This window comes from Natronorubrum sediminis (assembly GCF_900108095.1).
Classification (GTDB): Archaea; Halobacteriota; Halobacteria; order Halobacteriales; family Natrialbaceae; genus Natronorubrum; species Natronorubrum sediminis.
On the sequence record NZ_FNWL01000001.1, the window covers coordinates 673,850 to 694,270 of the forward strand.

21 protein-coding genes and 1 pseudogene are annotated in these 20,421 nt (G+C 62.3%); 11 read left to right on the plus strand and 11 right to left on the minus strand.

Going from position 1 to position 20,421, the window contains the following annotated elements; translation table 11 throughout:
• Window positions 1-7 precede the first annotated feature (7 nt).
• Window positions 8-322: a hypothetical protein gene (locus BLW62_RS03305; RefSeq protein WP_090505129.1), complete on the minus strand. Its 315-nt coding sequence runs from the start codon at window positions 320-322 to the stop codon at window positions 8-10.
• Window positions 323-492: 170 nt separating this feature from the next.
• On the opposite strand from BLW62_RS03305, the gene lrpA1 reads away from it, so the two are divergent.
• The 3 genes from lrpA1 (at window position 493) to BLW62_RS03320 (ending at window position 2,216) form a co-directional block, all read left to right on the plus strand.
• Window positions 493-921, plus strand: a complete 429-nt coding sequence (gene lrpA1 / locus BLW62_RS03310) for an HTH-type transcriptional regulator LrpA1 (RefSeq protein ID WP_090505131.1) — start codon at window positions 493-495, stop codon at window positions 919-921.
• A gap of 107 nt (window positions 922-1,028) precedes the next feature.
• On the plus strand, window positions 1,029-1,526 hold the full coding sequence (locus BLW62_RS03315; RefSeq protein ID WP_090506398.1) for an SRPBCC family protein: 498 nt from the start codon (window positions 1,029-1,031) through the stop codon (window positions 1,524-1,526).
• A 96-nt stretch (window positions 1,527-1,622) separates the two neighbouring features.
• Entirely contained in the window at window positions 1,623-2,216 is a 594-nt protein-coding gene (locus tag BLW62_RS03320; RefSeq protein ID WP_090505134.1) for a nitrous oxide reductase accessory protein NosL, read from the plus strand.
• 24 nt (window positions 2,217-2,240) lie between these two features.
• Here BLW62_RS03320 and BLW62_RS03325 read toward each other — a convergent pair whose 3' ends face one another.
• The 4 genes from BLW62_RS03325 to BLW62_RS18265 form a co-directional block, all read right to left on the minus strand.
• Entirely contained in the window at window positions 2,241-2,459 is a 219-nt protein-coding gene (locus tag BLW62_RS03325) for a MarR family transcriptional regulator (RefSeq protein WP_175459666.1), read from the minus strand.
• 116 nt (window positions 2,460-2,575) lie between these two features.
• A complete protein-coding gene (locus BLW62_RS03330; protein WP_090505137.1) occupies window positions 2,576-5,065 on the minus strand; it encodes a DNA topoisomerase I in 2,490 nt (829 codons plus the stop codon).
• 283 nt (window positions 5,066-5,348) lie between these two features.
• A complete protein-coding gene (locus BLW62_RS03335) occupies window positions 5,349-6,602 on the minus strand; it encodes a serine hydrolase domain-containing protein (RefSeq protein WP_245726657.1) in 1,254 nt (417 codons plus the stop codon).
• Window positions 6,603-6,680: 78 nt separating this feature from the next.
• Entirely contained in the window at window positions 6,681-7,109 is a 429-nt protein-coding gene (locus tag BLW62_RS18265) for a hypothetical protein (RefSeq protein ID WP_139305370.1), read from the minus strand.
• Between BLW62_RS18265 and BLW62_RS18925 the strand changes: the two are divergent.
• Window positions 6,990-7,278 (plus strand): annotated as a pseudogene (locus tag BLW62_RS18925) (MATE family efflux transporter); the annotation flags it as partial. The gene BLW62_RS18265 and the pseudogene BLW62_RS18925 overlap by 120 nt on opposite strands.
• Window positions 7,279-7,315: 37 nt before the next feature.
• On the opposite strand, the gene BLW62_RS03345 reads toward BLW62_RS18925, so the two are convergent.
• Window positions 7,316-9,007 carry a flippase gene (locus tag BLW62_RS03345; RefSeq protein ID WP_245726658.1) on the minus strand — a complete coding sequence of 564 codons (1,692 nt, stop codon included), beginning with the start codon at window positions 9,005-9,007 and terminating at the stop codon, window positions 7,316-7,318.
• A gap of 98 nt (window positions 9,008-9,105) precedes the next feature.
• Complete coding sequence (locus tag BLW62_RS03350; protein WP_090505140.1) at window positions 9,106-9,495, minus strand: FxLYD domain-containing protein; 390 nt, start codon at window positions 9,493-9,495, stop codon at window positions 9,106-9,108.
• Between the two features lie 176 nt (window positions 9,496-9,671).
• On the opposite strand from BLW62_RS03350, the gene BLW62_RS03355 reads away from it, so the two are divergent.
• The gene (locus tag BLW62_RS03355) at window positions 9,672-10,601 is read left to right on the plus strand and encodes a sulfide-dependent adenosine diphosphate thiazole synthase (RefSeq protein WP_090505142.1); all 930 of its coding nucleotides are present in this window, start codon (window positions 9,672-9,674) and stop codon (window positions 10,599-10,601) included.
• Window positions 10,602-10,677: 76 nt separating this feature from the next.
• On the opposite strand, the gene BLW62_RS03360 is transcribed toward BLW62_RS03355, so the two are convergent.
• Window positions 10,678-12,246: an alpha/beta hydrolase domain-containing protein gene (locus tag BLW62_RS03360; protein ID WP_090505145.1), complete on the minus strand. Its 1,569-nt coding sequence runs from the start codon at window positions 12,244-12,246 to the stop codon at window positions 10,678-10,680.
• Window positions 12,247-12,391: 145 nt separating this feature from the next.
• On the opposite strand from BLW62_RS03360, the gene BLW62_RS03365 reads away from it, so the two are divergent.
• From BLW62_RS03365 to BLW62_RS03375, 3 genes are all read left to right on the plus strand, one after another.
• Window positions 12,392-13,282 (plus strand): NAD-dependent epimerase/dehydratase family protein, encoded by an 891-nt coding sequence (locus BLW62_RS03365; RefSeq protein WP_090506402.1) that lies wholly within the window; start codon window positions 12,392-12,394, stop codon window positions 13,280-13,282.
• A 98-nt stretch (window positions 13,283-13,380) separates the two neighbouring features.
• Window positions 13,381-14,148 (plus strand): DUF7001 family protein, encoded by a 768-nt coding sequence (locus BLW62_RS03370; RefSeq protein WP_090505148.1) that lies wholly within the window; start codon window positions 13,381-13,383, stop codon window positions 14,146-14,148.
• A 120-nt stretch (window positions 14,149-14,268) separates the two neighbouring features.
• Window positions 14,269-14,679 carry an acyl-CoA thioesterase gene (locus tag BLW62_RS03375; protein ID WP_090505151.1) on the plus strand — a complete coding sequence of 137 codons (411 nt, stop codon included), beginning with the start codon at window positions 14,269-14,271 and terminating at the stop codon, window positions 14,677-14,679.
• 36 nt (window positions 14,680-14,715) lie between these two features.
• Here BLW62_RS03375 and BLW62_RS03380 read toward each other — a convergent pair whose 3' ends face one another.
• Window positions 14,716-15,426, minus strand: a complete 711-nt coding sequence (locus BLW62_RS03380; RefSeq protein ID WP_090505155.1) for a class I SAM-dependent methyltransferase — start codon at window positions 15,424-15,426, stop codon at window positions 14,716-14,718.
• Between the two features lies 1 nt (window position 15,427).
• On the minus strand, window positions 15,428-16,327 hold the full coding sequence (locus BLW62_RS03385; protein WP_090505158.1) for a thiamine-phosphate synthase family protein: 900 nt from the start codon (window positions 16,325-16,327) through the stop codon (window positions 15,428-15,430).
• Between the two features lie 221 nt (window positions 16,328-16,548).
• Between BLW62_RS03385 and BLW62_RS03390 the strand changes: the two genes are divergently transcribed.
• The 3 genes from BLW62_RS03390 to BLW62_RS03400 all read left to right on the plus strand — a co-directional run bounded on the left by BLW62_RS03390 (window position 16,549) and on the right by BLW62_RS03400 (window position 19,297).
• Window positions 16,549-17,538, plus strand: a complete 990-nt coding sequence (locus tag BLW62_RS03390; protein WP_090505160.1) for a TSUP family transporter — start codon at window positions 16,549-16,551, stop codon at window positions 17,536-17,538.
• Window positions 17,539-17,689: 151 nt separating this feature from the next.
• Entirely contained in the window at window positions 17,690-18,655 is a 966-nt protein-coding gene (locus tag BLW62_RS03395) for a magnesium transporter (protein WP_090505163.1), read from the plus strand.
• Window positions 18,656-19,063: 408 nt separating this feature from the next.
• Complete coding sequence (locus tag BLW62_RS03400; protein WP_090505165.1) at window positions 19,064-19,297, plus strand: hypothetical protein; 234 nt, start codon at window positions 19,064-19,066, stop codon at window positions 19,295-19,297.
• An 80-nt stretch (window positions 19,298-19,377) separates the two neighbouring features.
• On the opposite strand, the gene BLW62_RS03405 is transcribed toward BLW62_RS03400, so the two are convergent.
• Entirely contained in the window at window positions 19,378-20,373 is a 996-nt protein-coding gene (locus tag BLW62_RS03405; protein ID WP_090505168.1) for an MBL fold metallo-hydrolase, read from the minus strand.
• Between the last annotated feature and the right edge of the window lie 48 nt (window positions 20,374-20,421).

Here is a 20,421-nt window from a genome sequence, read left to right on the forward strand (position 1 = left end):
ACGGCCCTCACCCGCGATAGCCCCAGCCGCGCGCGAAGCGCTTCGTCGCGTAGCTCAAAATGAAGAGCGTAACGATGAGTGCCCCGAAGGCGGCCGGATTGTAGCCGTAGAGCATCTGGTGGATCGCATACGTGACGACGAGCAGCCCCATGAGCAAGGCGGTCCCGCCGGCCCATTGCGAGACGTACGCCGGGTCGACCGACTCGTCGTAGTCGACGTGGAGATCGGCTCGTCCCCGAAAGGCGATGATGTATCCCAAGACGAGAATCACGATTCCACAGACCAGCCAGATCGTCCCGCTGATGAGGTTGAAGTCGACCATACGCCGTGGTCACGTCTGGGGACAACGAGCGAATAAGTGCCCCGGTCCCGACTCGCCGGCGATCGGGCACAGTATCTGTTTCTGGTGAGACCATTAGCCCGCATACCGTCAGGATAGTCGACGTTTTCGTATACAAAAGATATTTTCCCGTCCGAGCAAAACGATACCCTATGAGCACACAGGCGACGGAAGATCGCATCCTCGAGGTCCTCGAAGAGGATGCTCAGGCATCGTACGCCGAAATCGCCACCCGGGCGGACGTTTCGAAGCCGACGGTCCGAAAGTACATCAACCAACTCGAGGAAGAGGGCGTGATCGTCGGCTACTCCGCGGACGTCGACCCGAAAAAACTCTCGAGTAAGACGATCGCGATGGTAGGGATCGACGTCGCGAGCGAACGCTACGTCGAGGCGACGAAGGCGCTCAAAGCCCTCGAGCAGGTCGAAGCCCTCTACAGTTCCAGTGGCGATCACATGCTGATGGCGGAGGTGCGCGCTGCCGACGGCGACGCCCTCGGCGAGATCATCTCCGACGATATCCTCGAGATCGACGGCGTCACTGCGGCACACCCGTCGTTCCTCCAAGAGCGACTCAAATAATCCTTCACGGACCGTCTCGACTATCGGCCCGCTCGCTCGAGCGCGACGTGTTGGGTCGAAACTGGTGAGAGCACGCTATTTTCACCTCGGCGCTCGTGAGTTCCCTCGTGGCAACGTACGAACGCCAAACGACCGTCGACGCACCGCTCGAGGACGTCTGGCAGTTTCACTCGCGAATCGGGGGACTCGAGGCGCTTACCCCCGACTGGACGGGCCTTCGCGTCGAGGGAATGATCGGCCCCGACGGGAACTCGGATATCGATGTCCTCGAGGCCGGGACCGAAATCTCGCTGTCGATGCGTCCCTTCGGTATCGGGCCGCGACAGTACCTGACGTCGGTGATTGTAGACCGCGAGCGCGACGGCGGCGTCGCCCGCTTTCGCGACGGAATGGCCCACGGACCGTTCGAGCACTGGTTGCATACCCACACGTTCGTCGCCGAGGGCAACGGGACCGTCGTTCGAGACCACGTCGAGTACGAGTTGCCCTACAGAACGACACCCGGAATCGGTCGACTCGTGGCCGCAGCGACACCGTTCTCGTGGGTGGGATTCGAAGCCACGTTTCGGTACCGTCATCGGCTGACGAAAGATCTTCTCGAGTGAAACGGGCGTTTTCGATGGAACCCGACTGCAGCGGTCTACCGATCGTTCGACGAGGGAACCACGTCCGTTTTGGTGGTCGGCCCGATACCCTCGGGTATGGTAGACCACGGCGACCGATCGCTCGACCGACGACACCTCCTCGGCGTGCTCGGCTCGAGTGCACTCGTCGGACTCGCGGGCTGTAGCGGTGGCGACGACGACGAAGACGACGAGGACGAGGAAGACGACGAATTCGAACCGAATATGGAACATCCGGGCGGCGAGCCGGTCGACTTTAGCGACGACCAGAGCTGTCCGGTCTGTTCGATGACGCCGACGGACTACCCCGATTTGCAGAGCCAGATCGCACACGACGACGGTCAGGGCGCGGCCTTCGATTCGCCGGGGTGCATGCTGGCGTACCACGTCAATAACTCCGCAGACGCCGAGGTCGAAGGTGCGTGGACGATCGACCACGAGACGGGCGACCTCATCGACGCCACCGAGGCGTATTTCGTCGTAATTACCGATGAAGACGAAGCAAACGATCCGATGGGAATCGATCCGCGCGTGTTCGAAGCCGAAGACGACGCACAGGAGTTTATGGAAGAGTGGGATGCAGAGGACCTCTCGGAGGACGACATCATCGGTTTCGAGGATATCGATTACGACGTTGCACTCATCTACCGTCCGAGCCACCTCGACGCGTAAATAGCCAGCTGACGACGGTGTCGATCAGTGCTCGGAAAGCGTCGCGAGGTGTTTCTCTCCGGTGTCCGTAATCGAATACACGCCGCCCGAAACCTGCCGAACGTGGCCGGCCGCCTGCAGTTCGTGACACTTCGTGGCCACCGTCATCGGGTGGGCATCGACGGCGGACGCTAACGCCGTCGTTTCGACCGCCCCGCGCTCGTCGAGTATCCCTAACAACACTCGACTCGAGCAATTGGTCATCGTCTGCCACCATGCTACGGCAAAATATGACATAGTCGTTTCGATACAGTCTCCAATTATGATTAGTCCGACTCGGAAAGATAGAATTCGGGAAGCGGCTTCGACAAGCGCCTCGCTTACGCCTTCGCTTGCCAGGATCGGACGCGATCAGCACTGACGCCGTCGACGTCTTCGGCGACCGTATCGGGATCGGCCTCGGTCAGATCCGCGAGGCTCTCGATCCCGGCGGTCTCGAGTTTTTCGACCGTCTTCGCACCGACGCCCTCGATGGACTCGAGTTCGGAACCGCTGTCGCTCTCTCGGGCCTGGAACTCCTGATAGTTACAGATCGGACAGCCAAGCTCCCAGGGGTCGTCGCCGCTGTGGACGAGCAGTTCGGGGAGGTCGTGTTCTTCACAGCGTTCCTCGGTGACTTCGATCTCGCCTCGGCGTGGCAACGGTAGCGAGTACTCACAATCCGGATAGCGCGTACAGCCCACGAGTCTCGAGCCACTCTGGAGCGTTTTGACGGCGAGTTCGCCGCCTTCGTCGCTGCCACACTCCGGACACTCGCCGAGTACCGGCCCTTCGCCGGCGTCTTCGGCCTTGCAGAGCGGACAGCCGTGGACGAACGTTTGGCGGCCGGCGAGCATCTTCACCTCGTTCAGACCGTGATCCTCGCACTCGCTTTCGAGGATGAGCGGCTTACCCGTCGAGGGCAGGGGCAGCGTGTTCTCACAGTCGGGATAGCCGTCACAGCCGACGAAGTACGAGCCGTGGCGACTGCGTCGAACGAGCAGATCCTCGCCGCACTCGGGACACGGCCCGAGTCGTTTGTCGTCTTTGAGCGATTTTCGCAACTGGTCGCCGATCTCGTCGCGCGAGTCCGCGAGGTTCGCGAAGATTTCCTCCAACATCTCGCGGGACTCGTCGGTGACGTCGTCCAGGGTAGCGTCGCCGTTCGCGATGGCGTCCATGTCCGCCTCGAGTTGGGCCGTCATGTCCTCGCTGACGACGCGGTCTGCGTAGTCCTCGGCGGCCGTGACGACGGCCATCGCGAGCCGAGTCGGACGTGGAGGATCGCTCTCGACGTAGCCTCGGTCGTAGAGTTTCTCGAGGATGTCGTGGCGAGTCGACTTCGTCCCGATCCCCAGCGATTCCATCGTCTCGATGAGCCGCGACTGGCCGTATCGACGCGGTGGCTGGGTCTCTTTTTCCTCGAGGTCAACGTCGGCTAGCGCGAGTTCTTCGCCCTCGTCGACGTCCGGGACGAAGTTCTCGCTGGTGTTGAAGTACGGGTAGACGTCGTGGTAGCCCGCTTCGACGAGACGTTTCCCGTTGGACTTCATGCGGTAGTCGTCGACTTCGGTGACGACCTTGAGGTGTTCCCAGATGGCTGCCTCGGCGACCGTCGCGTAGAATCGGCGAACGACGAGTTCGAAGATTTCCCACTCGTCGTCGCTCACGTCGCCGCCACGCGAAGGGATCTCACCCGTCGGATGGATTGGCGGGTGGTCGGTCGTCTCCTCGTCACCCTCGGTCGGGACGATATCGTCGTCCGACTCGAGGAGGCTCTCCGCGGAGTCACCGAGCGTCGGATGGCCGACGAAGTCGTCGAGCAACTCCTCGGGGTCGAGGTCGTCGGGGTAGACGGTGTTGTCCGTCCGTGGATAGGTGATGTAACCCGCGGTGTAGAGGTCCTCGGCGATCGACATCGCTCGCTTGGCCGAGTAACCGATCGCACTCGCCGCGCGGATGAACTGCGTGGTGTTGAACGGCGTTGGGGGCGTGTCCGTGCGCGTTCGCCGGTTGACGTCGACGACCGTGGCGCTGTCGCGCTCGCTGAGGGTTTCGAAGACTTCGCTCGCGACGGCTTCCTCCCAGACGCGTTCGGCTTCGTTGTCGTCTTCGTCGCGGTAGAAGTACTGGGCGTCGAACGTGGCTTCACCGTCCTTCTCGAGGTCGGCGAACAGCTCCCAGTAGGTCTCTGGATCGAAGGCTTCGATCTCACGCTCTCGGTCGACGATCAACTTGAGCGTCGGCGACTGAACGCGTCCGACGGAGATGAAGTCGTTCCCGAGTTGGCCCGAAGACAGTGAGAGAAACCGGGTCAACGCGGCGCCCCAGATGAGGTCGATGATCTGTCGGGCTTCGCCGGCGGCCGCGAGGTCGAAGTCGAGTTCGTCCGGTTCGTCGAACGCGCTCGTGACCTCGTTTTCGGTAATCGAGGAGAACCGTACGCGCTGAATCGGGACGTCGTCGTCTACGTTGCGGACGATATCGTAGGCTTCCTTTCCGATGAGTTCACCCTCGCGGTCGTAGTCCGTCGCGATCGTTACTCGTTCGGCCTTCCGGGAGAGGATGCGAAGCGTCGCGACGATGTTTTCCTTCGTCGCCGTCTTCTCGACGTCCGCGTCGATCAGTTCGACGGGTTCGACGTCTCGCCAGTCTGAGTACTCTGAAGGGAAGTCGACGCCGACGACGTGCCCCGAGAGGCCGACGCAGCGTTTGCCACCCCACTCGTAGACGTTGACGCCGTTCGTCCGACTCGAGTCGTACGTGCCACCGCTCAGAATATCAGCGATCCGTCTCGCGGCATTGTTCTTCTCGGTGATGATTAACTCCACGAGAGATCACCTCCGTGATCGCTCACTCCCAGAACGTGATGACGAGTGCGCTCCATTGGCGAGCGCTACGACTGAGAATTTGATAACCCTTTCGCCGAAAACCGAGCGATAGCGCGGGTGTGCGTGCGTTGGCGCACGCTCGAGTGCGCCGCGCGTGCGTGAGGTGGGTGTGTCGATACCACGTTCGTGGCGGGTCGACCCACGGTCGTCCACACACGGCCGACGAGTGCGATACGGAGCCGGACTGGGACTCTGACTCGAGGGCGAGTCGGGGCCGGATCCTTCACCAGAGTTCGTGTCGCACGGTATCGGCCATCGTCGAGGCGCGTTCGCCGTGTTCGTAGCCGTCGCGGATCCCGTTGGTCACGTAGGCGAACGCGAGGTCGTGCACCGGGTCGGCCCAGCTTATGATGCTGCCGAGGCCGCCATGGCCGTAGGTCGTCTGCGGCGCTGTGACGCCGTAGCTATCCATCGGCGCGCCGCCGAAGGAGACGCCCAGCCCCCATCGCGAGTAGCCGCCGTCCTCGTCCGCTTCCTCGACCTGCACGCTCGTCCACTCGTCGACGATGTCGGCGCTGAAGACGTCTTCGCCGTCTGCGAGCAGACACTGGTAGAACCGGGCGAGATCACGCGCGGTGCCGATCCCGTTCGCGCCGCCGACGACGCCGGACTGAACCTGCTCGCTGTTGAACGACGCCGCGACCTCGGCGTTGTACGCCGCGTCCTCCTCGCTCGGGTCCTCGATCTGATCGTAGGGGTCGAACCCGACGAGTGTCGCGACAGCCGTGTCCTCGTCCTTCCCGAGACCGATACTCGTGTCGTCCATGCCAAGGGGGGCGAACAGCTCCGCCTTTGCGAACTGATCGAGGCGCTTCCCGGTCACCTGTCGGACGAGTCCGCCGAGAATCCAGCCGTAGCTGAGCAGGTGATACTGAACGGCCGCTCCCGGTGGGTGGATGAGCTCCGCCTGCTCGACCCGTCGCTCCTTCTCGTCGGGCTCGTTCCAGACCGAGTAGTCGTCGTCGATCGAGGGGATCGCGGGCAGTCCCGACTGGTGGGTCAAGACCTGCCGGATCGTGATCTCCTCCTTGCCCGAATCGCCGTCGGCGAACGCGGGCCAGTGATCGACGACCGCGTCGTCGTACGCGACGTCGCTCCGGTCGACGAGTCGGTGCACGCAACCCGCAGTGTACGGTTTCGTCGTCGAGAAGAGGATGTGGCGCGTGTCACGCTCCGTTTCACCGCCCTCGGGGCCGGTGACGCCGCCCGCGAGATCGACCACCAGTTCGCCCTCCTTGTAGACCGCAAGCTGTGCCCCGTGGTGGATTTCATGCTCGAGCTGTCGGTAGAACGTTTCTTCGATTCGCTCGATGCCCTCCGGGACGACGCTCGAGTCGCCGTGCTTCTCGCCGTCGTTATCGGTGTCGGTGCGGTTCTCGGCATCACCGTCGTCCTCGCTCTGGGAGGCCGAACAGCCCGCCAGGACGCTGCCGAGCGTCACGGCACCCAGACCGGTGAGATATCGTCGCCTGTTCACACACCTCAGTGGTGGTGCATGATAGATATCTGTTTGTTTCTGACTCAACCGTCGAGAATATATTACGGCAGATAAAAGTCACGACGATGAGAGCGTCACATCACGCTTGCAAGGTACCCGGTTCGTCTTCCCGGACCCAACCGGCCGTGTCCCCGTCGGGAATCGGTCCGCACTCGAGTCGCGATGAGGTGACTCGCCCGCTCGGGTCACCGATACCGCCACCGTCGTTCGATTGTCCTCGGACTCACACCGATACCGCGGCGCGATCGTTCCCGCGGTATCGATTCCAGCGTGAATCGCGCGCCGTCGTCCCATCGGTAACGGCAACGCGGTCCCGGAGGCGAGTGCGTTTGCCGTCGCCGGACGAGGCGCAGACGAGAGTCGACGCTGGCCGAGACCGAGTCCGAACCCGAGCGTAAACGCGTCGACGTGACGACGGGGGCGATTCCCCCGAAGCTGTTGCACCTCGCGTGGCTGCTGGTCCTCGATACTCTGCTTCAGACGCACTACCACCTCGCGATATGTGCTGTGTCGGCCGCGTCAGCAGCGAGACCGTCGACGCCGCCTCCCTGCAGTTCCCGCTGTCGTGGATGCTCATCTCGACGGCGATGGAAATCCTCGCGGCGACCATCGCGCTGGTCTCCCAGTACGCGTCGGGACCGACGACGATCGAATGCGTCTCTGGGGCGTGTTTCGTCGGCACCGATTACGGCCTACTTCGTCGGCAGCCACTTCCGGAGGGTGGGACTGAACTCCGCGGCCATCTGGGCGTCCGCGTCGGTGAAGGCGTCCATCGCGACGAGCGCGGCCAGATACGTTCCGATGACGACGATCGGTAACGCGACGATGATAACGAGGTCGGACTCGAGGAAGTAGACGACCGGAGCACCGGCGATGGCTGCGGGGAAACCGGCACCGACGATCTTCGCGAAATCACGGGTGAAGGGGTGAATGCCGTCTAAGTAGTAGATTTCACCGAGGGTGAGACAGCCCACAAGGATGAGTGCCGTCGCCGACCCGATCGCCGCGCCTTCCATCCCGAAGAAGGGGACGAGCGTGAACGAGACGATGAGGTTCGCCCCGAAGAGGACGAGCGTGTTGGCGAAGACGATCCGCGCGTATCCAAGCCCCTGAAGCAACGAGCCGTCCGGGCCGCCGAACGTGACGTTGAACAAGAACGCACCGGCCAGCAAGGCGACGACGACGGTTGCCTCCGCGTACTGTGGCGTGTAGAGCACCGCGAGGTAGGAACTCGCGCCGAGGGAGAGGACGATGGTGACGGGGAGCGTGATGCCGGCGATCCAGCGAACCATGATCCGGAACCGTTGCTCGACTAAGTCGATGTCGTCTCGAGTCTCCGCGATCAGGGGCTTGAACACGGGCGACAGCGAGTTGAAGATAATCATGAGCCCCGATCCGAGCATGTAACCGACGCGGTAGATACCGACGTCCTCCGAGTCGAGGAAGAATCCCAGGACGAAGTAATCGACGTGGCCCATCAACACGAAGACGACGCTCGTCATCGCCAGCGGCACGGAGTACTTGACGAGTGGTGCCGGGGCGACGAGCTCGAGTTCGGCGGTGAGCAGGCCCCAGGCTTTGTACGTGAAGACGGCGGCGCCGACCGTGATCGCGATGAACAGGCCGACGACGTAGCCGGCGATCAGGCCGAGCAGTCCGTACCCGACGAGCAAGAGCGCGGCAGTGGCGACGAAGCGAACGATCGGGCGGACGAGATCCCGCATAATGACCCGGTACTGCAGTTTTTTGATGCTGTAGTAGGAGGTCAAGAGGACGTTGTAGATCGCGAGCATCGGAATCGTCACGGACAGCAAGAGCAACGCGACGTTCATCGCCGGTTCCTGAAAGAGTTCGGCGACGTAGGAGGCGCTGATCGCCAGGGCGAAGGCGACCAGCGAGGAGGTCACCAACACGGTCGCCGTCACCTGCACGATCACGCCTTTGGCTTTGCCGTACTCCTCGTTGTCCAGGTATTGCGGGACGAAGTAGTCGATCGCCAGGGGTAATCCGAGATTCGCGAACACCTGCATGAAGAGGATCACGGACGTCGCCAGCACGAACAGTCCGTACACCGATGGGCTGACGAAACGAGTCATCAGCATGACGATGGCGAACCCGAGAATGCCGTTGATGACGTTCCCCACGAACGTGATGCTGCCTTGTTTTGCGAGCGTCGAAACGCCCTCGTCGTGGTCGTCTCCCGTTGTACTGGACGTCCGTTCTTGCGAATCTGAGCCGCCGTACTCGAGATCGTCCGGCGTCGTTGTGTCAGCCTCCGAACCCGATCCCGTGTCGGAGTGGATGCCCTGTTCGGCGCCAGCCTCGCCATCGCCGCTGGACTCGCGCCCGGTGTCGCCATCCCCGTCAGGATCGGTATCTGTCATATCAGGTCCTTCCTCGAGTTCGAGCAGTCGTCGTTTGCAACGCCCACACCGGCGATTCACGGCCGGAAACGGTCACTGCACGTACCGGAGACGGGCGATTAGACGCCCATCGCCGGCTCGAGTTCGTATGTCGTCACATCTCTGGCGTCCTCTCCAAACCGCGGGAATTCGATCTCGAAGGGCCACTCGTCGCCCGAGGAGACGTCCTCGTCGACGTGTTCGATGACGGCCTCGAGTTCCTCGCCGTCCTCGTCGTAGAACGTGGCGCGAATCTCGAGGTACGAAAACGCTCGGTCGCCGACGTTTCTGGCGGCCCCCCAGACCACCACGCGTTCGTCGTCGGTGCCGGGATCGTCTCGCACGAGGTCGTGCCAGACGATTTCGACGTCTCCGGGCTCCGTGATCTCCTCTCCGTTGTCCTCGAAGTACTCGAGGCACCCCGAGAGGGGGATAAGGCCGGCACACGCGAGAAACGCGCGACGATGCATCTGTCGAGTATTGTGGTGGACGAGCCTTCAGCGTTCGGGTCGCCAACTGATTACCGAGGTGTCAACTCCAGCGTCCCGATTTCGGACCTGAATTTCTCGCACGTGTTGACAACGGCCTGAACACTCCGTCGAGGGCGCGATAGACTTTTCACCACAGAGTGCTACCACTTGGTTGTATGAGCGAATTCGAACAGTTCAGCGACGTCGGAGAAGCGGACGTAACGCGCGCGATCGGACAGGAGTGGACCGAGGAGTTCATGGACTTCTCGGATTCGGACGTGATCATCGTCGGCGGCGGCCCGTCGGGGCTGACGGCCGCGAAGGAACTGGCAGAGCGCGGTGTGAAAGTGATGGTCGTCGAGAAGAACAACTATCTCGGCGGGGGCTTCTGGCTCGGTGGCTTCCTGATGAACAAGGTCACCGTCCGCGACCCTGCACAGAAAGTTCTCGACGAACTCGAGGTCTCCTACAAGGAATCCCAGGACAGCGAAGACCTCTACGTGGCGAACGGACCGGAGGCCTGTTCGGGGCTCATCAAAGCCGCCTGTGACGCGGGCGCGAAGATGCAGAACATGACCGAGTTCACGGACATCGTCATCCGCGAGGACCACCGTGTCTCGGGAATCGTCATGAACTGGACGCCGGTCCACGCGCTGCCTCGAGAGATCACCTGCGTCGATCCAATCGCCGTCGAAGCCGACCTCGTCATCGACGCGACGGGGCACGACGCGATGGCGATCACCAAACTCGACGAGCGCGGCGTGCTCGACGTCCCCGGCATTCAGGACGCAAAGGAGCGCGGGAAGGTTATGGATCAGACCGATTCGGACACCTACGGTGCACCAGGCCACGACTCGCCCGGTCACGACTCGATGTGGGTCGGTAAGTCCGAAGACGCCGTCGTCGAGCACACCGGTCTCGTTCACGACGGCTTGATCGCGACCGGAATGGCGACTGCGACGACCTACGGCCTCCCGCGCATGGGCCCGACCTTCGGTGCCATGCTCGTTTCGGGCAAACGCGCCGCCCAGGTCGCCCTCGACGAACTCGAGGTCGACGCCGATCCCGTCGAACTGACCTCGCGTGCGGCCCCCGCAGACGACTAACGTCGCCTGAGGTCTCGTTTTTCACCGGTAGCGAGCGAAACGCCGAGTGGACGGCCTCTTTTGTTCCGCACCGACGCTACTGCCACCAGTACCCGTCGGAATCGTCGATGAGTTCCGCATCTTGTGCACGCTCGAGGAGGTCGTCGGCGTCCTTGCCTAAGAGGTAGCCGCTCTCGACGGCGTCGTCGACCGCGTCTTCGAACTGCGCGACGTACTCGTCGTTCGACTCGTACAACTCCTCGAGCGTGTCGTCATCGAAGGGCATCGTCTGGCCCTCGAGGTCGCAGCTTCTAGCGTCGTACTCGGCGACGGGGACCTCGATCGACGGGAGTCGGACGCCCCCGTGTACGTTCCCGTGTTCGTCGGTCACCACGGATCCGTCCTCGCGTTCGATGCGTGGCGCGTCGTCCGGTTCGGTGTCGTCTTCGACCCAGGTGCGAAGGGCCTCGAGCGCCGCGCTGTAGGCGTAGCGGGCCGGGAAGTAGTTGCCCCCGCAATCGCCGTACTCGCCGTCCTCGAGTGTGCCGAAGTCGCCCGCGGCGGTTTCGTCCCACTCGGCGTCCTCGCCACCGAAGTCGCGAGCGATCATCGCCGCGTTCCACGAGGAGAGCCAGTAGTTCACGTGGGAGGCGCCGGCCACCTCCCAGAGCCTGAACTGACCGGAATCGTCTGGCGGGTCGCCACCACCAATATCACCGAACAGTCCCTCGGCCTCGTCCTCGGTGTTCAACCAGAGGACGGGCACGAGGTCGTCTCGGTAGTCCGTGACGGCGCTGGCGGCCGGAAGGTAGCCGTCGATATTGCCGTACTCCTCTTGGACGTCGGTGATGAGACTCGCCATGTAGCCCGCGGACTGAGACTGGCCCGTCGCGAGGACGTACTCGACGTCGAGTCCCGCCAACGGATCACTATCGTCGCTGCTACCGGTAGAGCCCAGACTCGAGTCGTCCGCACCCCCTGTGCGCAGTCCTTCGACAACCTGTGAGAAGATGTCCAGTGCGTAGTCGTCGCCGGGATGCTCGAGATCGCCGTAGCGTTCTGGATCCCAAGCGACCAGATTTTCGCCCTCGCCAGACCCGAGATCGCCGATCGGCGACGACGTATCGACACCGACCGCCTGTGCAGAGACGACCGCAACGGCGTACCCTTCCCGCATCAGATACTCGTACGCATTTATCCAGGTGACTGGCATATCGATACCCGTCGAGACGTTGCTCCAGTCCGCGAGCAAGTGGCCGTTGAAGTCGGCCTCGTCTTCCGGTCGATAGACGATCGCTCGAGTTTGGTACTCGTCTTCGTCGGCGAGGCCGCCGAAGGTACCAAAGTAGGTATCGCTGCGCGCAGTGCCCGAGAAGAAGTACTCTTCCTCGGTGTACCCGTACGACTCGACGTCGTGGACAGCTGCCGTCTGGGGATTTCCGGTCTGGCTTCCGCCGTCGATCGGTCCCTCCATTTCCGGCAAGGCCACGTCGTTTCCGTGGTCGGATGCACTTGCACTTCCGACCATAGCGCTACCGGCGACGAGTCCACTCACTCCAGCGAGGACGCTCCGGCGAGCCACCGTCTGCTCGAGTCCGCGACGGTCGCTCGTTTCGGGTTCCTCACTGGGCGCTGACGGGTCGCGTCTGTTAGTATCGTGTGACATTCACCGACAGCTACCGCCGAGCGCCGCCTAATTATTTTCCCTCCGTTATGAGATGTATTATATCGGCCTCTCGGTTGGCGATGGCCCGGAGTCGGCACACGCGAAAACCCACACCGTTTTCGCGATTCGCACGCAGCCTTCGGGTATGAACCTCGTCGTTACCGGCGCAATCGGCGGTGTCGGGAGTTGGCTCGTCGATCACTTCGCCGAGGCAGGTCACGATGTCGTCGGCGTCGACCTCGAGCAACCGCCTCGAGAACGCGAGAACGCGACGTTCCTTGCGGCCGACCTCACCGAGCAGGGGCAGGCCTGGGACGCCGTCCTGTCGGCCGACCCGGATGCGGTGGTCCACACTGCGGGCGTTCCGCGAATGGGTGTCACGACCGGCACCGAGACCTTCGCAACGAACGTCTCGAGTACCCACCACGTCTTCGAAGCCGCGGGTCGGACCGGCGCGGACGTGGTCTGGACCTCGAGCGAGAGCCTCTACGGGATGCCCTTCGCCGCGAAGCCGTTCGTCCCCGATTACCTCCCGATCGACGAGGCGCACCCGAAACGGCCGGAAGACGACTACGGGGCGTCGAAACTCGTCGGCGAGGAACTCGCGGCGAAGACGGTCCGGAAACACGATGTCTCGGTCGCTTCGATCCGGCCGACGTGGGTGCAGTACCCGGGTGAGTACCGAGCGAGAGCGGCGTGGACGCCGTTCGATCCCGAGACGGCCGAGCGAAGCGGCTGTTTCTGGTCGTACGTGGATATTCGCGACGTCGTCTCGATCGTCGACGCCGCGCTCGAGGCCGATATCGACGGCCACGAGCAGTACCTCGCGGCGGCCGCGGAGAACGGCCTCGGCAGGCCGACCGCAGCGACCATCGAGGAGGTTTTCGGCGACCTTCCTGAAGAGTGTGCACTCGAGGGCGAGCAGTCGGCGTTTTCGACGGCCAAAGCCCGGGACGAACTGGGGTGGGAACCGACCCACTCCTGGCGCGAGGCCGAAACCGAAGTCGTCGAGGGTCCATCGTTCGTCGATTCTTGAACCTCACCTGTCCCAGGCAGACGATATCCGCAGTTGTCGTGCAGTGACGGGAAACGGCGACCGCAAACGTTTCACCGAGTGGTACGACTAGGTAGTACATGGTCGATAGCGTCATCCTCTATCGGGCACCGTCGACGGTCGTGGAGACGGACGAACTCGGCGAGTGGCTCGCGGGCCGAATCGAGGGGTCAGTGACCGTCCGCGACCGATTTCTCGACGTCCATAGAAACGACGACCTCGCCGAACAATTCGCCCAGGCTCGAGTCCGTTCTCCACACAACAGAGAGACGGGCAACACGTTGCTGGGAACGATTCGGTACGAAGAGCGCGCCCTCGAGGACCCCGAACGCGAGGGCGGCGTGCTCTACGACGGCATCCAAATTCAGCGCGCGCTCAACGCAACACTGCCCATCGACGAGCGCGGCCTCGAGACGCTGCACGTGCCGATTCTCGACCGGGCGATCGGAACCTGGGGGAGCCACGACGGGCGCTGGCACAAGCGCGTGAACGTCCTCGGCCAGCCCGCACTGGTCTCCGTGCCGGGACTCTACGAGGCCCCCGCGAAGCCAGAATCGTACTACAAGGAACAACAACGTCACGCTCTCCTTTCGGGTGATACGCCACCGCGGGAGGTCCTCGAGAACCAGGTCGACGGCGAGTTCCTGATCGAGGACGACCCGCGGACGACGGATGCGCTAAAGGGGTACGTGTTACAGGCGTATCACTACCTCGAGACCGGCGAAGCGTTTTGCGAGCGAGAAGCGTGTCGCCTCTTCAACGCCCACTACCACGAGGAGTTGATCGACGCGCAGTTGCGCGAGCCGTTGTTCTGTCCGAACCACGACCGGGTGTACGGCGACTCCTGAGCGGGACGCCTCAGCGGACACAGCTTCACACTCGAGGCCGTCCAGCCACGCGATTTTCGGATCGAAACGACTGCCCGAACCGGAGCCCTCTTTTATTTCAGTCGTCTTCGACAACACACAATGAGTGAGAAGTTCACCACCGAGGTCCCCGTTCGGTTTCGCGACCTCGACCCCCACGATCACGTCAATCACGCCGTCTACGCGAGCTACATCGAAGCCGCCCGCATCGACTACATCGAGGAGGTGCTCGGCGTCCGTCAACAAGAGGCTGCATTCGTCATCGCCAACCTCGAAATCGACTACAAGCGGCCGGTAACCCTCGACGACGAGCCAGTCGTCGAACTCGCCGTGACAGACCTCGGTAAGAGCAGTTGCATGATGGAGTACGAAATTCTGACCGACGACGGCGTCGCCGCGACGGCCGAGACCACGATAGTCAACACCGACGCCGAGACCGGCAGACCTGAACCACTGCCGGACGACATCGTGACTCGCATCAGCGAGTTCGACGGGTTGGCACCACCAGCGTAAGTACCGACTCCCCTTCTGCCGAACTGGTTTTGCTCTTCACTCGAGTCGCGCGCCAGTGAGCCTGACGACACCGAAAACGTGCGTTTCGTCTACGATAGCTGCCGAACGCGTTCGCAAGTGCTCGTGAGCGGCGTCGATTTTGGCGTCCAAGTGAAGGTGTGGCTCGTTCTCGTAGCGAAACTTCGTCGTCGGCGGCGTCGAGAGGATCACGATGGCTCGAAAGACGGCGTTGACCGGCAGCGCGTACCACTCCTGGCTTCGCGCGGCGTTCGCGAGGACGACGTTCCCGTCGGGACCGACGAGGTCACACCAGTCGTCGACGGCGGCCCCAGGATCGTCGAGCATGCCGACGACGAACGTTGCGAGGACGGCGTCGACAGCCGTATCGTCGACTTCCGGTGCGAACGGTGGCTGGGTCGCATCGCCGCGAACGACGTGAACGTTGTCGTACTCACTCGTCAACTCGCGCGCTCGCTCGAGGACAGGCCCCGTAAAGTCGACACCGACCACCGTGCCGTGGTGGCCGACTTGCTCGCGGAGGTACGGCAGGTTCGCTCCCGTGCCACAGCCCATCTCGACGACGGTGTCGCCGGGCTCGAGTTGGCAGGCCGCGGCGGCCCGTCGTCGCAGCGCGGGGATTCCGGGCGTTCGTCGGGCGATGAGGTCGTAGAGGCCAGCCCAGCGGCCGTAAAACTCCTGGGCCGTCTCGGTTTCCATCCGCGAGAGTGTCGAGCGAACTGACGACATGTTAGATCAGGGATCGAACCGTGTCCGCAACCGACTCCGCGTCGGAGCCGAGGATGTAAATCAGCGGCTCGATTCCCATCCCGCCGGTCTGGTACAGTACCGTCACGTCGTCGTCGTCCTCGATCACCGCGCCGACGCTCGAGGCGATGTCGTCCGTTTCGTCGAACTCGGCGGTTGCGTGACCTTCTTCGGTTAGATCGGCGAGCGTGTCCGAGTCGTACGCGATGTTGATCGCCGCCGTCGCCTCTGAGCCGTGCGCTCGCGCCGCAAGAACCACGTTTGCGACGTGCTCGGAGACGCCGAACTCCGGTTCGGCGGGCACCGTGGTTCGGCCCTTCACGTCGAAGATGCGTCCGGGGACGCCGGCCACGTCGTCGATATCTGTCGCGTCGGGAACACACGCGACCAGGTTCGAACCGACTGCGGGAATGAGGCTCGTGAAGCCACTCGAGTTCTCGAGAATACGAAGGCCCCGCCGGAGCGACGAGAGCACGCGTTCGCCCGTTCTGAGTTCGCTCTCGGGGTCGTGAATGCGGAAACTCGAGCCGTGGTCCGCGAGGTCGGGGACGGCTTCCTCGTGGAGTTGGGCGAGGAGATCGCCGCCGGCCTCGAGTTCGCGGATGAGCACTTCGATTTCGATGAGCGCCTGAACGCGAGTCGTGTCGCCCGCGGCCAGTCCGTCGGCGAGTTCCCCGACCAGCATCTCGACGCGCTCGTCGTTGGCGATGCGGTCGTTGGTCGCCACGTCGCCGTGGGCGTACTTCGAGACGGCACTCTGGCTGATCCCGAGCACGTCAGCGACGTCGCTCTGTGTGAGTCCGCGTTCGCGGAGTTCCCCGGCGAGTAGCGATCGGACCGTCGGGAGAAACTCGTCGACGACGATCTCTTCGACGAATTGCATTACCGGAGACTACGACCGCCGGCAAAATAACTTGTGGGTCCTCGGACCCAGCGGTTGGCGATCGCCAGTGGTGGGTGGATCCATGGGAGAGGCTCATTACGATCTCTGGGTGGGATTTTATTAGATCTGCGGGTGGCACGGAGAGTACGTCTCGTAGCTGTTTGCGGGTCCCAATCGTTGCTCCGCCTTCAGACTGCCTCTCTCACCTATTTCGAGTAGACATGACACCGAACTCGACCGACGAACGCCCGGACCGTCGAAACATCGGCTCTCGAGCGGAGCAACTCGATCGAGAGCGGACTGCGTTCGAACGGGTTCGGCTTTCCCGTAACACACTGAAACGGCTCGCGTTGGTTTGCGCGTTGTACCTCGGCGTTCTCCTGGCAATCTACGCGACCGTCGCCCGGACCGCTGGTCGGGCTGAGTTCCAGATAATCCCCATCGTAGTCGTTATTGCCTTCGTCTTCGAGGGGCTCGATTCGTCGGCTGGAATGGGGTTCGGAACGGCGCTAGCCCCGCTTTTATTCATTCTCGGCTACGAACCGCTGCAGGTCGTTCCAATTCTCCTGCTTTCAGAGATGTTGACGGGACTCGTTGCCGGATTCGTCCACAACGAGTTCGATAACGTACACTTCGAACTGGACCCAAGCAACGACGCAACCAAGTTAGTCGCGCTGTTTGCGACCGTCGGTTCGGTCGCCGTATTCACCTCAATCGTGCTCGTCTACGCAGCAGTCGAGCTCAATACGAACCTCATCAAAATGTACGTGGGAGGCGTCGTCGTCCTCATGGGCGCGAGCGGACTCGTTCGTGCGAAAATTGGCCCGAGTCTCACGTACCGGCCAAAGCTGTTGGTCGGCTTTGCCGTCCTGGCAGGAGTGAATAAGGGTATCGGCGGCGGAGGATACGGGCCCGTGATTACTCTCGGACAACTCTTTTCGGGCGTCTACGAGAAGAGTGCGACGGCGATCACGACCCTCTCCGAAGGAATCGTCTCGTTGGTCGGCGTCATCACGTTCTTTTTGATTACGATTCACGGGGTATCGATCGATCCGCTGCTTCTCCCGTCGATATTCGTCGGGGGATTCCTCGCAGCAATCTTCGCCCCGTATCTCGTGCGAATCGTCCCGAACGCGGTGTGGCGATACGTCATTCCCGGGTACGCGTTCCTCATCGGTATCTCAGCAATCGTTCTCGGTCTGGACGCCTAGTCTAGACGGTGGGGTATCGTCGGGATATCTGGGTTATCGGTGACGTCCCCACCCAGGCGGTAATCTCGGTTTGATTACATTTTCTGACAAACACTCCTCGGAGTGAGCAGCGACCCGTATTATCCGTATTGGGCCTGTACGTGCCTTGGAGATGGCGTCACGAAGTATAGACGGACCGATCAGGAGCATCACGTCTACGGCGGTTCCCACGTGCCAGCCGGCGGACACTCGAGCAACCGTCCTCGACCAACTCGTCGGTCGGACGTGGGAAAGCGCGGATACGATCTACGTCCTCGAGGAGGGGACGCTCATTGGTCGTCTCGATATCACTACCCTTCTTCGATCAACCGATGACGTCCCCGCCTCACGGTTGATGGAGATACCACGTGCGCAGCTACGCCCCAGTACTGACCGGGAACACGCCATACTTCTCGCCATAACGGAGGATAGAGACGAGATTCCGGTCGTCGACAGCGACGGGCGGCTCATCGGTGCCGTGACCTCCCAGGCCATCATCGATACGATGCACAAGGCGCACGTTGAGGATATACTCCTCCGTGCAGGGGTCCAAAAGACCGGGCGTCAGATGCTGGACGACTCGTCCGCTCGCGTTCGAATCGCTGTCCGGAGCCGGGCACCGTGGCTTCTGTTCGGTCTGGTAGCCGGATTGTGCCTCAGCCTAATCTCGAGCCAATTCGAGGCGACCATAGAAGAGACGATCGCTCTCGCATTCTTCCCGCCCGTTATCGCATACATTGCCGATTCAGTAGGAACGCAGTCAGAGGCCATCGCGATCAGGGCGTTTGCGATCGCTGACGTCGATTATGGGAGTTACGTTCATCAGGAACTGCTCGTCGGGATTGTCCTCGGCACCATGATCGGAATTCTCGGCGGCGTTGGAGCGTCGGTTATCGCTAACTCGTCGCAGATCGGTGTCGTCGTCGGACTGTCGCTGTTCGTTTCGAGTACCCTCGCGACCGTTCTCGCCTCCCTCATCCCGATTGGATTCATTATGTTAGATGTGGACCCGGCCCTCGGCAGTGGTCCGCTCGCCACTGCGCTTCAGGACGCCTTTAGCATTGCAATCTACTTTCTGTTTGCACTTCTCTTACTTTGATCCGCGCGTTTCGAGGGAGAATCACCAGGAAGTTCATCGTTCGAGGAGTGCGAACCTGATTGCAGGCCGTCCGTCGACGCTCGAGAGTTTCGGCTCACGATTGTGACTGGTACCGACTGGAACGCCACGGCGTGATCGGTAATGATTGTTAACTTGACTCGTGCACCCGCCGATCGAATACGTTTTCCACCGACCGTATACCCCGATCTTGCAAAGGTTGTTCTCGCCAGTGATAGTCGACGCCGTCGTTGAAGGCCAAATTAGCGAACAGGACCCCACATCAGATCGCAGATCCACTCGCTCGAGTCGCCATACGCGACCGTTCGCTATACACGACCATCCGTCACACGATCGTTCGCCCCGCGTGAATGAGGATGGTTTTTCTGTGACGCCATCCACACGTCGAGTATGGGATCAGGGAGATCACTGCCCAGAACGCCGATCGAGTGGTACATGCTCGGCCTCCTTCTCGTCGTCCTCAACGTCGGGATCTTGCTCGTCACCGGCCATCCGTTGCTCGAGGCGGTGGCGATGGGGCTGTTTTACGGCCTCATGCTCGCGTTACTCATCGTTGTGGCAGCGGGCGTCTGGAGCACCGTCCGCGGCGACGAAGAGACGCCGGATGCCGATTCGATGGAGTAACCGAATTCGAATACCCTCGCGGATGATCTGAGGGACTCACCGATTGGTTTGCGCACAGATCCGAGCGAATCGCCAGCCGGTTATTCTCGTCGTCGATAGGTTCGCGCGCCGTCCTTGCAGTCGTAGGCGACGAGTCCCCGATTCTCGAGCGTGCCGAGCGCCCCCAATGCGTCCATTACTGGTGCCGTATACTGAACGCTACCCGCTCGTTCCACGGCGATCTCGAGGGGCGTCGCGGGTTCGACTCGTTCGAGCGCCGCGAGCGTTTCCTCGAGCAACCGGTCGAGTCGCTCACGGGTGCGCGTCGCGACGCGTTTCGGGTCCGTGAACGTCGGCCCGTGGCCCGGAAACGCGTGCGTCGCGCTCGTCTCGAGGAACCGATCCATCGCGTCGTAGTAGCGATCGACGCCCTCGTACGCGCCGCGATCGATCCCGGCGTGGAACGTCCCCGCGCGGAACGGTTCGATAAGCGCGTCGCCGGAGAATAGGGCCGTCGTCCCCTCGAGATCGACCTCGTAGCTCAGGTGGTTTTGCTCGTGTCCCGGCGTCTCGAACGTACGGAACTCGTGCGTGCCGATCGAAACCGACGTTTCGGGCTCGATCGGCTGCGTTGTCGCCGGGTCGAGCAGCCGCCGATCCCGGTGAAAGGAGTCGACTTCGGAGTCGACGATCTCCTCGAGATCCTCGCCGGTGTAACCCGTCGACCGGGCCGTCTCGCGAACGGTCGAGCGAACCGTCTCGGGGTCTCGCTCGAGGCGCTCGAGCGACGCCGCCGGACCGTGGATCGTCGCCCCCGCGTCGGAAAGCGTCGGCACCTGCCCGATGTGATCGCTGTGGGCGTGCGTCACGAGCACGTGGTCGATATCTGCAGGCGAGTAGTCGAACTCGGCGAGGCTTCGCTCGAGTGTCGCTTCGGAGGCGTCGGTCTGTCGGCCGGCGTCGATCAGTATGGGTTCGGGGCCGTCGAGGAGGTAGGCGGCGACGTGTTTCGGCGGCCACGGGACGTCGAACTCGAGACGATGAAGCGTCGAGAACGCAGATTTGCCTCGAACAGCACCGTCGGCGTCAGTCGTCATCGACTCGAAAACGGCGACGGACGACCGTGAATGTTACTCTCTACCGTC

Bases quoted from the DNA above. Each gene is read 5' to 3' on its own strand.
- BLW62_RS03370 (WP_090505148.1), top strand. From the start codon at position 13,381: ATGGTCGATAGCGTCATCCTCTATCGGGCACCGTCGACGGTCGTGGAG.
- BLW62_RS03355 (WP_090505142.1), top strand. From the start codon at position 9,672: ATGAGCGAATTCGAACAGTTCAGCGACGTCGGAGAAGCGGACGTAACG.
- BLW62_RS03385 (WP_090505158.1), bottom strand. From the start codon at position 16,327: ATGCAATTCGTCGAAGAGATCGTCGTCGACGAGTTTCTCCCGACGGTC.
- BLW62_RS03405 (WP_090505168.1), bottom strand. From the start codon at position 20,373: ATGACGACTGACGCCGACGGTGCTGTTCGAGGCAAATCTGCGTTCTCG.
- BLW62_RS03320 (WP_090505134.1), top strand. From the start codon at position 1,623: ATGGTAGACCACGGCGACCGATCGCTCGACCGACGACACCTCCTCGGC.
- BLW62_RS03395 (WP_090505163.1), top strand. From the start codon at position 17,690: ATGGCGTCACGAAGTATAGACGGACCGATCAGGAGCATCACGTCTACG.
- BLW62_RS03375 (WP_090505151.1), top strand. From the start codon at position 14,269: ATGAGTGAGAAGTTCACCACCGAGGTCCCCGTTCGGTTTCGCGACCTC.
- BLW62_RS03345 (WP_245726658.1), bottom strand. From the start codon at position 9,007: ATGACAGATACCGATCCTGACGGGGATGGCGACACCGGGCGCGAGTCC.
- BLW62_RS03390 (WP_090505160.1), top strand. From the start codon at position 16,549: ATGACACCGAACTCGACCGACGAACGCCCGGACCGTCGAAACATCGGC.
- BLW62_RS03380 (WP_090505155.1), bottom strand. From the start codon at position 15,426: ATGTCGTCAGTTCGCTCGACACTCTCGCGGATGGAAACCGAGACGGCC.
- BLW62_RS03305 (WP_090505129.1), bottom strand. From the start codon at position 322: ATGGTCGACTTCAACCTCATCAGCGGGACGATCTGGCTGGTCTGTGGA.
- BLW62_RS03365 (WP_090506402.1), top strand. From the start codon at position 12,392: ATGAACCTCGTCGTTACCGGCGCAATCGGCGGTGTCGGGAGTTGGCTC.
- BLW62_RS03350 (WP_090505140.1), bottom strand. From the start codon at position 9,495: ATGCATCGTCGCGCGTTTCTCGCGTGTGCCGGCCTTATCCCCCTCTCG.
- lrpA1 (WP_090505131.1), top strand. From the start codon at position 493: ATGAGCACACAGGCGACGGAAGATCGCATCCTCGAGGTCCTCGAAGAG.
- BLW62_RS03360 (WP_090505145.1), bottom strand. From the start codon at position 12,246: ATGTCACACGATACTAACAGACGCGACCCGTCAGCGCCCAGTGAGGAA.
- BLW62_RS03325 (WP_175459666.1), bottom strand. From the start codon at position 2,459: ATGACCAATTGCTCGAGTCGAGTGTTGTTAGGGATACTCGACGAGCGC.
- BLW62_RS03400 (WP_090505165.1), top strand. From the start codon at position 19,064: ATGGGATCAGGGAGATCACTGCCCAGAACGCCGATCGAGTGGTACATG.